Here is a 12,103-nt window from a genome sequence, read left to right on the forward strand (position 1 = left end):
CCGACCTCTGGCGGGGCTTCGGGCGGGGCTTCGGGCGGGGGTTCGGGAGGTGGCTCGGGAGGTGGCTCAGGCGGTGGCTCCGGCGGTGGCTCCGGCGTAGGACGGTTCTTCGGCGGCGCTGGGGACTTCTTCGTCGATACCTACCAGTCCGTAGCTACAACAATCGCGCATCCGTGGGATTCACAAATGGCGACGCTCAACGGTTGCTATCAGAATTTGCTGACCTGTCCAGCACTCGGGCCTGTCGGGATGACCAACAGCCTCATCGCCGGCCTCACGGAACCGGTAATAAGTCGATGGAAGACTGGCGACCGAGCTGGTGCTGCCGGGTACGGACTGACTGAGGTCGTCGTTGCGATTCTTGGCACCAAGGGGGCCGGTGCTAGCGCAGATGCCGCTGCAGCCACGGAAGCCGGTGCTGGCCTCGGCGCGAGTGGCGGCTTGGGCGGTAGCATCAAGTCTCTCTTCCATTACACAGACGAGGCGGGACAAAAGGGAATCGTGGACAGTGGCGAGCTGCGGCCCTCCTTGAAGAGCGCTAATCCCAAGGACGCTCGCTATGGTGATGGGCAGTACCTTTCGGACATTGCCCCAGGAACCATGACCAGCACGCAACTGAGTAGGGCCTTCTTAGGGCACCCGTTTGCCCCGCAGCGATTCACCAACTATGTGGAGATCAATGTTTCCGGCTTGAATGTTGTGCAAGGTCGGCCTGGGGTGTTCGTCGTCCCCAACAATGTTTCCCTTGATCTCTCCGGTCGGATCATTAGCACAGGTGCGAACTGATGCGCTATATGAGGGTCGAATGGCGTCATGATCACGCAGACGAGCCTGTCCTTCTTTTTAGCGAAGTCGAGTGTGGTCAAGAAGTGCGAAAAGTAGAGATCTTCCGAAGCGGCGAGATGGGCTACGCAGACGCCCTGACCAGTCGGGGCGGCACCGTGCTGGGCGAAGGGATGATCCCAACGCTGGAGGAGATCAACTCCAGTGAGGAGTTCATGGGCCGCGAGATTGGCGCCGCAGATTTCGAGAGGATTTGGAATCAAGCACATGAGACGTGAGTGTTCTTCGGATGATCAGCCGTGTGATTTCTTGCCAGATGATACATTGCGACCCGGCTTGGCGAATGATTCCATGCTCACGCTGCCATTCCTTTCTTTCCTGTCGAGGAATTCGTTGGGAACGTTCGGTCGGAATTTATGACCTGAGCCAATTGTCCGACTTCGTTTCCGGTCCGGTTCCTGCGAGAGTGCCGGGGTCTTGTGACTGGATATGGAAGGCTGAGTATCCGGTGCGGTGTTCGTGGGAGCGGCAAATCGCGAAGCTGTGAGGGTGAGAATACGGGAGGTAGGCCTCCTTGACCGGCCTGCAGCCGCTGGTCCCTTGACGAAAGGTACCGCCTTGACAGTGGATACCCCGGAAATCCTTTCCCTGATTCGTCAACTCCTCGACGTATCAAACCCTCGCCGGGTCAATCACATAGACAGCGTCACCGGTCGAGTCGCGGACTTCTCGGATGAGCAGGCGACTGCCATCGCACAGATCCTGCTCTGGTTGGCCCTGGGGGAATCGGAAGAAGAAGCCATCGAGGCTGAACTCAATGCCCTCGCGGAATCGGGGAACATGACCGCCTCCCTCATGAAATGTAGAAGCAGTTTCGCGCCGTCGGGCGAGAAGACCTCAGAGGTACAGCCCGCGAGGCTTACGATGAGCTTCTGTCCTGGGAGTGGCAGGCAGGGCAGAGCGAGCTTCTTGACGGCGAACGGGAAAGTGAACTCGGTCGTTGACCGCGCGCCCACTGTTTCTACGGCCTCCATCGAGTATCCGTTGTAATCAGACCCGCGTCGAGCCTGACCACGAGCAAGAGCGGGTTCGAATCGGTGCAACGACCCCTCTGCTTCTCCGGGTGTATGACTCGGCCGGGCGTCTGTGAGATTCGCGTGTCGACTCAGGCGACGTAACTGCTTGCCCGGCGCAAGCCTAGAACGTTCTAGAATTGCTGATGTGCACGATCTCTCCGCCCAGCACCGCCGGGCCGCCCTGCTCGCCCTCGCCCTCGGGGGCTTTGCCATCGGGCTGACCGAGTTCGTCGCGATGGGGCTGCTGCCCGACATCGCGCAGGACCTTCTGCCCGGCCAGTACGCCCGCTCCAGCTCGGACGCCGTCGCGCACGCGGGCTGGATGATCACGGTCTACGCGGCGGGGGTCGTGGTCGGCGCCCCTACGATCGCCGCACTGAGCGCAAGGTTCGCCCGCAAGCAACTGGTGCTGGGTTTGCTCGCCATGTTCGTCGCGGGCACCGTGCTCTCGGCGCTGGCCCCCAACTTCGGGCTCGTCCTCGTGGCCCGGTTCCTCGCAGCCCTCCCGCACGGCGCCTACTTCGGGGCGGCCGGCATGCTCGCCGCGACTCTGATCGGGAAGGGCAGCGAGGCCAAGGGCTTCGCGGCCGTGCTCGGCGGGCTGACCGCGGCCAACATCGTCGGCGTCCCGGCCATCACCGCGCTGGGGCAGGCGACGAGTTGGCGGGTGGCGTACCTGGCTATCGCCGGCACCTTCGCGCTCACCCTGGCCGCCGTGGCGCTCGTCGTCCCGGGCATGGCCCCGGCCCCCGGCGGGTCGCCGCGCGCCGAGCTGAGTTCGCTGCGCTCGGGCCAGGTCTGGCTCGTGTCGCTGGTCGCCTCGATCGGCTTCGCCGGGTTCTTCTGCGCGTACAGCTACATCGCCCCCGTCACGACGCACCTGGCCGGGCTCAGCGCATCGACCGTGCCGTGGGTGTTGGTCGTGATGGGGTGCGGCATGACGCTGGGCAACCTCGTCGGCGGGGTGGCCGCCGATCACAATCTGAAACTGACGTTGCTGGGCGGGCTCTCGGCGATCATCGCCAGTCTCGTGCTGTTCGCGCTGACCGCGGGGAACCCGGTCGGCGTGTTCGTGAGCGGCTTCGCGGTCGCGGCGACCAGCCTGTTCGTGGCCCCCGCCCTGCAGGCCCGGCTGATCTCCGTCGCCCCGCAGGCCCAGCTCATGGGCGCGGCGATGAATCAGTCGGCCACCAACATCGCCAACAGCCTGGGCGCGGCGCTGGGCGGCGCAACGATCGCCGCCGGGTTCGGCTACCGGTCGCCCGCGGTGGTCGGGATCGTGCTCGGGCTGGTCGGTCTCGGGCTTGCCGCGGTCAGCTTCCGGGTCGAGCGCACCCCGACCGACCCGGTGCCCGAGGCGCAACCGGCGGCCCTATGAGCGGGCGAGTCACGCTGGCCGACGTCGCGGCGGAGGCGGGCGTCTCGGTCGCGCTCGTCTCGATCGTCATGCGCGGCGTGCCGGGGGCCAGCGACGCGACCCGCGAACGGGTCCGCGACGTCGCCGACCGGCTCGGCTACCGCCCCGACGCTCGGGCCCGGCTGCTGCGCTCAGGCCGCAGCCGCCTGCTCGGGGTGGTGTTCGGCGTCGAGTACGCCTACCAGGGCGAGTTGGTCGCCGGGCTCTACGCGGCGGCCGAGAAGCTCGGCTACGAGATCGTTCTCAGCGCCACCACCCCGGCCCGCGACGAGCGCGCCGCGGTCGCCGACCTGCTCAACGACCGGTGCGAGGCCCTCGTCCTGATCGGTTCCCAACCACCCTCCGACCTGACCGGCCGCGAAGACGTCCCGCCCGTCGTCGTCCTGGCCCACGCCAGCGAGGTGGCCGGGGTGGACGTGGTGCGCACCGATGACCGGGCCGGCCTGCGCCTGGCCGTCGACCACCTGGTCGGGCTCGGCCACACCCGCATCGCCCACGTGGACGGCGGCCGCTCACCGGCCGCCGCCGACCGGCGGCGCGGATACCGGGCGGCGATGGCCGCGCACGGGCTGCGCGACGCCGCGCTCGTCCTGCCCGGCGGGGCCACCGAGGCGGACGGCGCCGCCGCGGCGCAGGCCCTTCTGGCCGCCGACGTCACCGCGGTCACGGTGTTCAACGACCGGTGTGCCACCGGCGTCCTGGACGCCGTGCGCCGCGCCGGACGCGCGGTGCCCGAGGGGTTGAGCGTGGTCGGCTACGACGACGACCGGCTGGCCCGGCTCAGCCACGTCGACCTCACCACCGTCGCCCAGGACACCGCTCGGATGACCGAACTGGCCGTCCGGCGGGCCGTCGAACGCATCGAGGGAGAGACCGTCACGGAGCCCGATGTGGTGATCCCGCCGCGGCTGGTCGTGCGCGGCACCACAACCCGTCGATGAGAACACTCTCATCCAACCCGGCCCGGGCGCTTACGATCCGGGGGTGTCCATCGGGCTGAGGGTCGGAGTGCTCGGCGACGTCGTCGCCACCCGCGACGGCGCCCCCGTCGACCTCGGCGGCCGGCAGCAGCGGGCCGTGCTCTGTCTCCTCCTCGTCGCCCGCGGCGAGACCGTGGCCACCGACCGCCTGATCGAGCAGGCCTGGCGGGGCAACCCGCCCGCCGGGGCGACCAGCGGTTTGCAGGCCTACGTGTCCCGGCTGCGCAGCGCGCTGGAACCGGACCGGAAGGCCCGTTCGCGCGATTCCACGATCGTCAGCAACGACCTGGGCTATGCCCTGGCCCTGCCTGACGACGCGGTCGACGCCTGGCGGTTCGAGGCGCTGGTCGGCACGGCGTTGGCCACCGCGGAACCCGCTGCGCGGGATACGATCTTGCGGGAGGCGCTGGCGTTGTGGCGCGGCCCCGCCTACGGCGGGTACGCCGACGAGCCGTGGGCGGAGGTCGAGACCGGGCGGCTGGCGGAGCTGCGGGACGTCGCCCGCGACGAGCTCGCGGCGGCCCGGCTCGCGCAGGGCGAGAGTGCCGTCCTGGTGCCCGAGCTGGAGGCGCTGGTGGCCGCCACCCCGTTGCGGGAGGAGCGCTGGCGGCTCCTGGTCCTGGCCCAGTACCGGGCCCAGCGGCAGGGCGACGCGCTCGCCACGCTGCGCCGGGCCCGGGCCGTGCTGGCCGACGAGCTGGGGGTCGACCCCGGGCCGGCGTTGCTGGCCCTCGAGGCGGAGGTACTGGCCCAGTCGCCCGCTCTCGCCCCCGTGGTGCCCGTGGCCACGGTGACGACGGCTGTCCAGCCCGCCGGGCCCCGTCCGGCCGAGGACCTGATGGACCGGGACGTCGAGCTGCGGGAGCTGCAGGCCGCGGTCGCCGACGCGCTGGCCGGGCAGGCGCGCTGCCTCGTCGTGGAGGGCCCGGCCGGGATCGGGAAGACGCGGCTGCTGGCCGAGGCCCGGCGCCTGGCCGCCGACAGCGGCGGACGGGTGCTGTTCGCCCGCGGCAGCCAGCTGGAGCGCGAGTACGGGTTCGGCGCCGTCCGCCAGCTGTTCGAGGACGCCGTGACGGACGCCCCCGGCACCCTGACCGGGCCGGCGGCCCCGGCCGCCGCGCTGTTCGGCACCGGCGACGAGACGGCGCCGGAGAGCGCGCCGGTCGTCACCCACGCCCTGTACCGGCTGGCCCTGAACCTGGCCGCGGCGGTGCCGCTGGTGCTGGCCGTCGACGACCTGCAGTGGTGCGACGCCGCCTCGCTGCGGTTCCTGGTCTACCTGGCCAACCGGATGGAGGGGCTGCCGCTGCTCGTGGTGGCCACGCTCCGCACCGGGGAGCCGCACCAGGAGGAGGAGCTGATCGGGCACCTCCTGCACGACCCGGTGACCGACCGGCTGAGGCCCGGTCCGCTGTCCCGCGAGGGTGTCGCCGAACTGGTCGACACGCGCCTCGGCACCGCTGAGCGACCCTTCGTGGAGGCCTGTTACGCGACCACGTCGGGGAACCCGCTGCTGCTGCGGCAGCTGCTGAGGGCCCTGCAGAGCGAGCGGGTCAGCCCCGACGCCGCCCACGCCCAGGTGGTCACCCGGATCGGTTCGCGTGCCGTGTCGAGCCTCGTGTTGATGCGGTTGAGCCGGATGCCGGAACCCGCCCCGGCCGTGGCGGCCGCCGTCGCTGTGCTCGGGTCCGGGGCCGAGCTGCCCGTCGTCGCGGTCCTCGCCGGGGTCGGGGAGGAGGCGGCCGCGGACGCCGTGGCCGGGCTGGCCCGCGCCGAGATCCTCCGCGACAGCTACCCGCTCGGGTTCGTGCACCCGCTGGTCGCCGACGCCGTCTACCGCGACCTGGCCCCCGGCCGGCGCCAGCTCCACCACGCCCGCGCCGCCCGAGTCCTCGCGGACGCCGGGGCCGCGCCCGAGTCGGTCGCCGCCCAGCTGCTTCAGGTCCCGCCCCGGGGCGACGCCTGGGTCGTCTCGGCGTTGCGCACCGCCGCCGCCCGGGCCCGTGAACGCGCCGCCCCCGAGGCGGCCGCCACCCTCCTGCGCCGGGCGCTGGCCGAACCGCCGATCCCCACCGAGCGGACCGCCGTCCTGCTGGAACTCGGTCAGGCCGAGGCGATCTCGGACGCCCCGTCGGCCATCGAGCCTCTCCGGGAGGCCTACGACCGGCTCGGTTCCACCCCCGCGGGGGTGGAGCTGGCCCTGACGCTGGGGCGGATCCTGATCTTCGTGGGCGAGCCGGGGTCGGCCCACCGGTTCGCGCGGGAGGCGGTCGCGGCCCTGCCGGCCGACGCGGGCGATGCGGCCGTCGTGGACGACCGGCAGGCGCTGGTGGCGACCGAGCGGATCGCCGGCTACCTGCACGACGTCGACCCGGCCCGGTGGCGCACCACGCCGCCGCCCGAGGTGGTGGGCACCGGGCGGGGGGCGCGGATGCTGTCCGTCGCCCTGGCCTGGGAAGAGGTGATGGACGGCCGCCACCGCGACCGGGCGCTGGAACTCGTCCGGTTCGGGATCGACGGCGGGACGCTGCTGGAGGCCGACACCGGCCTGCTGTGGGTGATCGCCGGGCAGGTCCTCGACCTGTGCGACGAGGACGCGGCCCCGCTGTGGGCGGCGGGGCTGGTGCAGGCCGACCAGCGCGGCGACCTGTTCACCCGGCTCGGCATGCAGCTGTGGCGTGGGTGGATGCTGTCGCGACGGGGAGACCTGCGCGAGGCGCACCAGGTGCTGGCCGCCGGCAACGAGATGTCCCACACCTGGGCGGAGGGTGGCATCGCCTCCGGGTACGGCGAGACGTTCCTGCTCAACGTGCTGATCGAGATCGGCGACCTGGCCGCCGCGCGCGCGTTCCTCGAACACATCCGCGCCTCGTGGCGGGTCGCCGAGGGGGCGCGCATGTTCGGTGAGGTGCAGGCCCGGCTCCTCCTGCTCGAGGGCCGACCCGAAGCGGCCCTGCGCAGCCTCGACGAGGTGCGCGACGTGATGGACACGGTGCACAACCCCGCCTGGCGGTCCTCGCAGGCGATGCGGGCCTGGGCGCTGCACGGTCTCGGGCGCACCGACGAGGCGCTCGAGCTCTTCGGCGACGTCGTCGAACGGGCCCGGGCCTGGGGAGCGCCCCGCACGGTCGCGCAGGCCCTGCGCCGCCGGGGCACCGCGCGGGCCCTGTCGCAGCGGCCGGGCGCCGTCGAGGACCTGCAGGAGGCGCTCGACCTGCTCGGCTCCGGACTGTCGGGCGGCCTGGCCGGCACCGCGACCGTCGAGGAGGCCCGTTGCCTGCTGGCGCTCGCCGAGCTGAGCAGCCCGCGCGAGGCGGAGGTGATGCTGCGCCGGGCCGCCACGCTGGCCGGGACGTCCGGGGCCGACGGGCTGTACCGCGAAGCGACGGCCACGCTGACCGGCCGCGGCCTCGACGCGCCGCTGCGGCCCGAACCGGCCAGCACCCTCTCGTCCACCGAAAGGCGCATCGTGGAGCGGCATCTCGCCGGGCAGCCCGAACGTGAGATCGCCGACTCGCTGTTCCTCACCCCGCGCTCGGTGCGGGCCGCCCTCGACTCCATCCGGGCCCGGCTCGGGGCCGTGACGGCGGGCGAGCTGCGCGCCGCGCTAGACGGCTGAGCGCAGCGGGGTCAGCTCGTAGAGCGGGATCCCGTAGGCCGCCGCGAGCTGCGCGATGGTCTCCGGGGCGTGCCCGCTGATCACCAGGTCCGGTTCCGCGAACCGGACCTGCTCCGCGTCGAACAGCGAGGCCAGTCGGGGCAGGTCGGGGGTGCGGACGCGCACCGGCGGCGGGCTGCTCGGGTCGCCTGTCGGCCGGTCGGCCACCACCCGCCCCGCGCGCAGGACGACCAGGCGGTCGGCGGGCGGGACGACGTCGGCCGGGTCGTGCGCCGCGACGAGCACCGTGCGTCCGGCCCGGGCCCGGTGCACCAGCAACCGCCGGACCCGGTCGGCCCCTTCGAGGTCGAGCCCGGTCGTCGGCTGGTCCAGGACCAGGAGCGGCGGGTCGCCCAGCAGCGCCGCCGCGAGCCCGACCAGCCCGTGCGCGCCGGGGGACAGGTCCTCGACCCGGCGCTCGTCGCAGGTGAGCAACCCGACCGCCGCGAGGACGTCGTCCACCTGGCAGTGACTCACCCCGAGCGCGGCCGCGCGGGCCTCGAGAACGGCGCGGACCGTCGTCCCGGTGGGCGCCGCCCGCCCGTCGAGGAGGGCGCCGACGGCACCCGTGACCCGCACCCGCCCGGCGTCCGGTTCGAGCCGCCCGGCCGCCAGCCGGAGCACCGTCGACGTGCCCGAACCGTTGGGGCCGACGACGGCCGTGACCTGGCCCGGGTGGGCCGCGAACGTCACCTCATGGGCGGCGACGACGGTGCCGTGACGCTTCGTCACCCCGTGGAGCTCGATCATGGTCCCAGCGTGCGGGACCCCGGTTGCAGATCACTTGAGCTGCTGGTCAGAGGCTGCGGACCGCCTTGAGGACGACGTCCTTCGTGTGGTGCGCGCCCGACGGGGCGACCGAGCGGCGGTCGCGGACCTCGTCGACCTCGATGGTCCAGCCGGTGCCGAGGAGGCGGGCGACGTCGGCGGGGAAGTAGTAGTCGGCGACGTCGGGGATGTGCCCGAGCTCGGCCGGGTCGTGGTGGACGGCGAGCAGCGTGCCACCCGGGGCGGTGGCGGCGATCAGGGCCTTCAGGGACGGGTCGCCCGGTTCGCGACGCATCGCGAAGTACTGCATGTTGACCAGGTCGTAGGCGTTCGGCTCGGGACGTTCGTGCCGGTAGTCGACGTGCACCCAGGTGACCCGGTTCCCGGGGTCGTGGCTGCGGGCCCGCTCGACCGCGACGGCCGAGATGTCGGCCCCGGTGACCTGCCAGCCCTGGGCGGCCAGCCACAGCGCGTCGCCGCCCTCGCCGCAGCCCACGTCGAGCGCGCGGCCTGGCTCGAGACCGGTCACCTCGTGGACCAGCTGGGCGTTGGGGTTGCCGCTCCACAGGCGGTCCTTCTCGGCGTAGCGCGCGTCCCACTCCGCCTGGCTGTGCGGCTGGGGTGCGGGTTCGTGGCCCTCGTGGTGATGGTGGTGCTCGCTCATGGGTGCAGCGTGGACCGTGTCACGAGGCCTGGCAAACATCCTTGCCGGAACGGCAATCTCCCGCAGTCAGGCGAAGATCCGGTCGAGCCGGGCGCGCAGGAGGCGGCGGGCGTCGTCCGGTGCGTAGAGCCCGACCAGCAGCGGGGCGATCAGGCCCTGAGCCAGGAAGTACGCGCTGCTGGCCCGGCCGGGCGCCCCGTACGACGAGGACTGGGTGCGGGAGACCGCGAAGCGCAGCATCGATCGCGCGCCCATCGACCCGACCGCCGTGCAACGGCAGATGAGCGCCGCGCGAGGCGTGAAACTGCCCGCCCTGACGACGCTTTCGATGCCCCTGTTGGTGATCAACGGAGAACGTGACCCGATCATGAAGGTCAGCGGCGGGCGGGCGACCGCGCGCGCCGTCCCGGGGTCACGGTTCGTGTCCTACCCCGACATGGCGCACGCGATCCCGCCGTCGCGGTGGTCGAGCGTGATCGATGAGGTGGCGCGGATCGCCGGTCAGATGTAGCGGCGGATCTGCCCGACCCGGCGGTAGTCGTACTTCAGGTGCAGCGGAGAGGCGTCGCTGCCGTGCTCGATGACCATCAGGTGGTCGCTGCTGTTGCGCCCCACCACGATGCCCACGTGCCGTGGCCAGTTGCCGGTGGGCGGGTAGTGGACGAGATCGCCCGGCAGGGCCTTGTCGGCGTCGGCCACCTTGCGGCCGTTGTCGAGCAGGGTCCCCGTGTAGCCGCCCGTCCAGTCCGCCCCGTTCACCGTGTCCGGCAGTCCGTACTTCAGGAACAGACCGTTCCAGAGGCACCACGTGACGAAGGACGAGCAGTCGGCCCACTTCGGGTACTTGCCGAGCCGGGCGTCGCGGTTGTTGCGGATCCCGTTCCACCGGCGCGGATCCTGCGTGTAGCGGATGTCGTCGGCGTTGTTCCAGGCCAGTTCCGCCGCCTGGACCGCCCGGTCACGGGCCCGGCGGCGCTGACTGCCCTCCAGTCCTGAGACGCTGCCCATCAGATCCGCCCCCCTTCGGAGGCCCGGTCCATCTCGGCGACCTGCTCGGGCGTCGGTTCGGCGTACGGGTCGTCCGGCTCCCCGCCCGCCTCGTCGCCCGGGTCGTCCTCGGTCAGATCGTTGACGGCCACGTTGGTGCGACCCCTGGTGGCCTGCCGCTCGCGTTCCTCGTCGGCCAGGTCCTGCGCGTATTCGTCGTCGTCCACCGTCGCGGTGTCGACATCGTCCGGTTCGCTCATGATCCCGAGCGTAGGAACGCGGGCCCACGACCGACAGCCTGCTGACCCGCCCGCGGGAGGGCGGGTGGCACCCCTGCGCCGAGCGGGAAAACCCCGCGTGTCGTCCCGGCGAGACCCGGCCAGGCCGGTCAGGCGCCGTGCTCATCGATCGCGGGCAACTCCTGCCGACCCGTTCGGGAACCGGTTGGAGTTCCTCGAGCCGTTGGACGGGGGAGCGTCTCCCGGATGAGCCCGGCGCTCACGGTAAGGGTGGCGCGTCGCGTGACGGCCGGCTTTGCCCCGCCGATGCCGCTGAGGCCGCGGCGCTGCTCGAGACGTTCCTGGTGGTGCTGCCGAACGCTCCGACTGGAACGCCAGATCACTCGATTGGGGAAGATTCGTGCCGCCCTGACGGCCTGGATCTTCCCCGATCTCTGGTGGGATGAGTCGCGTGAGTGACGTCTGCACGTTCGTGGTCTGCGGGGCGCCGCTGGCGGTGCGCGCGCTCGACGTCACCTCGGCCCTGGTGCGTTCCGGGTGGGAGGTGCGGCCGATGTTGACGCCGGCCGCCCAGCCGTGGGTCGACGCGGAGGGGCTCGAGGCGCTGACCGGGAACCCGGTCCGGGTCGCCCTGCGGCACCCGGACGAGCCGAAGGTGACGCCCCGGTCAACGGCGCTCGTGGTGGCGCCCCTGACGTTCAACAGCCTGACCAAGCTCGCCCTGGGCATCGCCGACACCCAGGCGCACAGCACGCTGGCCGAACTGCTGGGGGAGCGGGTGCCGTTCGTGGCCGTGCCGATGGTCAACACCCACCTGGCCGGTCACCCCGCCTTCGCCGGTCACGTCGAGACGCTGACCGGGGCCGGCGTCCGGTGGGTGAACGTGGTCGACGGTTCCGCGGAACCGGCGGTGCTCGACTCCGACACCGTGGGCGAGGTCGTCACGCGCTTCGACCCGGCCTGGATCACCGGCGTCCTCACGAGATTGGGTGGATCTGGCGTCGCAGAGCGAGCCTGAATCCACCCGATCCCGGGAACGGCGCGGAATGATCGGTGGGATGAGCGAACGGCACCGCAGCATCGTCGACGTCAGCCTGATCCTGTGGCGCGACGGGCGGGTGCTCATGCTCCGCCGCGCCAACGCCTCGTTCGCCAACGACATGCTCTGCTTCCCGTCGGGGCACCTGGAGCGGGACGAGACGGTCGTCGAGGCGATGGTCCGGGAGGCCGGTGAGGAGATCGGCGTCCGCGTCGACCCGGCCGCGCTGCGGCTCGCGCACGTCGTGCACCACACCGATGAGGGGGTGCGGGGCGCGGGGGACCGGGTCGGGTTCTTCTTCGAGGTCGACTTCGAGATCGACGCGGTGGACGGCGAGCCGGTGAACGCCGAGCCGCACAAGCACTCCGAACTGGTGTGGGTCGACCCGCACGACCTGCCGGCGGACGTCGTCCCGTACCAGGCGGCGGGCCTGCTCGGGCACCTCGACGGGACGAACCTGACCCTGCACGGGTGGGACTGACGGCCGACCTC

Annotated in this window: 14 protein-coding genes; 9 read left to right on the forward strand and 5 right to left on the reverse strand. The window is 71.8% G+C overall.

Annotation, left to right across the window (positions count from 1 at the left end):
* From ACIB24_RS22840 to ACIB24_RS22865, 6 genes are all read left to right on the forward strand, one after another.
* A partial coding sequence (locus ACIB24_RS22840; RefSeq protein WP_398284521.1) for an HYD1 signature containing ADP-ribosyltransferase family protein occupies positions 1 to 786 on the forward strand: 786 nt, incomplete at its 5' end.
* On the forward strand, positions 786 to 1,061 hold the full coding sequence (locus ACIB24_RS22845; RefSeq protein WP_398284522.1) for a DUF6881 domain-containing protein: 276 nt from the start codon (positions 786 to 788) through the stop codon (positions 1,059 to 1,061). The genes ACIB24_RS22840 and ACIB24_RS22845, both read left to right, overlap by 1 nt.
* A gap of 235 nt (positions 1,062 to 1,296) precedes the next feature.
* Positions 1,297 to 1,833: a hypothetical protein gene (locus ACIB24_RS22850; protein WP_398284523.1), complete on the forward strand. Its 537-nt coding sequence runs from the start codon at positions 1,297 to 1,299 to the stop codon at positions 1,831 to 1,833.
* A 171-nt stretch (positions 1,834 to 2,004) separates the two neighbouring features.
* Positions 2,005 to 3,237: an MFS transporter gene (locus ACIB24_RS22855; protein ID WP_398284524.1), complete on the forward strand. Its 1,233-nt coding sequence runs from the start codon at positions 2,005 to 2,007 to the stop codon at positions 3,235 to 3,237.
* The gene (locus tag ACIB24_RS22860) at positions 3,234 to 4,217 is read left to right on the forward strand and encodes a LacI family DNA-binding transcriptional regulator (RefSeq protein ID WP_398284525.1); all 984 of its coding nucleotides are present in this window, start codon (positions 3,234 to 3,236) and stop codon (positions 4,215 to 4,217) included. The genes ACIB24_RS22855 and ACIB24_RS22860 overlap by 4 nt, the downstream gene beginning before the upstream one ends.
* Positions 4,218 to 4,260: 43 nt before the next feature.
* A complete protein-coding gene (locus tag ACIB24_RS22865; RefSeq protein WP_398284526.1) occupies positions 4,261 to 7,875 on the forward strand; it encodes a BTAD domain-containing putative transcriptional regulator in 3,615 nt (1,204 codons plus the stop codon).
* On the opposite strand, the gene ACIB24_RS22870 is transcribed toward ACIB24_RS22865, so the two are convergent.
* The 3 genes from ACIB24_RS22870 to ACIB24_RS22880 all read right to left on the reverse strand — a co-directional run bounded on the left by ACIB24_RS22870 (position 7,864) and on the right by ACIB24_RS22880 (position 9,601).
* Complete coding sequence (locus ACIB24_RS22870; RefSeq protein ID WP_398284527.1) at positions 7,864 to 8,664, reverse strand: ATP-binding cassette domain-containing protein; 801 nt, start codon at positions 8,662 to 8,664, stop codon at positions 7,864 to 7,866. The genes ACIB24_RS22865 and ACIB24_RS22870 overlap by 12 nt on opposite strands.
* Positions 8,665 to 8,710: 46 nt before the next feature.
* Positions 8,711 to 9,346: a class I SAM-dependent methyltransferase gene (locus ACIB24_RS22875; protein ID WP_398284528.1), complete on the reverse strand. Its 636-nt coding sequence runs from the start codon at positions 9,344 to 9,346 to the stop codon at positions 8,711 to 8,713.
* Positions 9,347 to 9,412: 66 nt separating this feature from the next.
* On the reverse strand, positions 9,413 to 9,601 hold the full coding sequence (locus tag ACIB24_RS22880; protein WP_398284529.1) for a hypothetical protein: 189 nt from the start codon (positions 9,599 to 9,601) through the stop codon (positions 9,413 to 9,415).
* A gap of 25 nt (positions 9,602 to 9,626) precedes the next feature.
* On the opposite strand from ACIB24_RS22880, the gene ACIB24_RS22885 reads away from it, so the two are divergent.
* Positions 9,627 to 9,857: an alpha/beta fold hydrolase gene (locus tag ACIB24_RS22885; protein WP_398284530.1), complete on the forward strand. Its 231-nt coding sequence runs from the start codon at positions 9,627 to 9,629 to the stop codon at positions 9,855 to 9,857.
* Here ACIB24_RS22885 and ACIB24_RS22890 read toward each other — a convergent pair.
* On the reverse strand, positions 9,848 to 10,354 hold the full coding sequence (locus ACIB24_RS22890) for a CHAP domain-containing protein (RefSeq protein ID WP_398284531.1): 507 nt from the start codon (positions 10,352 to 10,354) through the stop codon (positions 9,848 to 9,850). The genes ACIB24_RS22885 and ACIB24_RS22890 overlap by 10 nt on opposite strands.
* Positions 10,354 to 10,593 carry a hypothetical protein gene (locus tag ACIB24_RS22895; protein WP_398284532.1) on the reverse strand — a complete coding sequence of 80 codons (240 nt, stop codon included), beginning with the start codon at positions 10,591 to 10,593 and terminating at the stop codon, positions 10,354 to 10,356. Before ACIB24_RS22895 ends, ACIB24_RS22890 begins: the two co-directional genes overlap by 1 nt.
* 430 nt (positions 10,594 to 11,023) lie before the next feature.
* On the opposite strand from ACIB24_RS22895, the gene ACIB24_RS22900 reads away from it, so the two are divergent.
* Both ACIB24_RS22900 and ACIB24_RS22905 read left to right on the forward strand, forming a co-directional pair.
* Positions 11,024 to 11,590 carry a flavoprotein gene (locus tag ACIB24_RS22900; protein WP_398284533.1) on the forward strand — a complete coding sequence of 189 codons (567 nt, stop codon included), beginning with the start codon at positions 11,024 to 11,026 and terminating at the stop codon, positions 11,588 to 11,590.
* 40 nt (positions 11,591 to 11,630) lie between these two features.
* Positions 11,631 to 12,092: an NUDIX hydrolase gene (locus ACIB24_RS22905; RefSeq protein ID WP_398284534.1), complete on the forward strand. Its 462-nt coding sequence runs from the start codon at positions 11,631 to 11,633 to the stop codon at positions 12,090 to 12,092.
* Positions 12,093 to 12,103 lie beyond the last annotated feature (11 nt).

Origin of the sequence: Spongisporangium articulatum, from assembly GCF_044465595.1 — a bacterium.
GTDB classification, from domain to species: domain Bacteria; phylum Actinomycetota; class Actinomycetes; order Actinomycetales; family Kineosporiaceae; genus Spongisporangium; species Spongisporangium articulatum.

What these genes read in the sequence shown, in the direction of transcription:
- ACIB24_RS22890 (WP_398284531.1), bottom strand. Translation starts at nt 10,354, where the DNA reads ATGGGCAGCGTCTCAGGACTGGAGGGCAGTCAGCGCCGCCGGGCCCGT.
- ACIB24_RS22885 (WP_398284530.1), top strand. Translation starts at nt 9,627, where the DNA reads ATGAGCGCCGCGCGAGGCGTGAAACTGCCCGCCCTGACGACGCTTTCG.
- ACIB24_RS22905 (WP_398284534.1), top strand. Translation starts at nt 11,631, where the DNA reads ATGAGCGAACGGCACCGCAGCATCGTCGACGTCAGCCTGATCCTGTGG.
- ACIB24_RS22880 (WP_398284529.1), bottom strand. Translation starts at nt 9,601, where the DNA reads ATGGGCGCGCGATCGATGCTGCGCTTCGCGGTCTCCCGCACCCAGTCC.
- ACIB24_RS22845 (WP_398284522.1), top strand. Translation starts at nt 786, where the DNA reads ATGCGCTATATGAGGGTCGAATGGCGTCATGATCACGCAGACGAGCCT.
- ACIB24_RS22870 (WP_398284527.1), bottom strand. Translation starts at nt 8,664, where the DNA reads ATGATCGAGCTCCACGGGGTGACGAAGCGTCACGGCACCGTCGTCGCC.
- ACIB24_RS22895 (WP_398284532.1), bottom strand. Translation starts at nt 10,593, where the DNA reads ATGAGCGAACCGGACGATGTCGACACCGCGACGGTGGACGACGACGAA.
- ACIB24_RS22875 (WP_398284528.1), bottom strand. Translation starts at nt 9,346, where the DNA reads ATGAGCGAGCACCACCATCACCACGAGGGCCACGAACCCGCACCCCAG.
- ACIB24_RS22860 (WP_398284525.1), top strand. Translation starts at nt 3,234, where the DNA reads ATGAGCGGGCGAGTCACGCTGGCCGACGTCGCGGCGGAGGCGGGCGTC.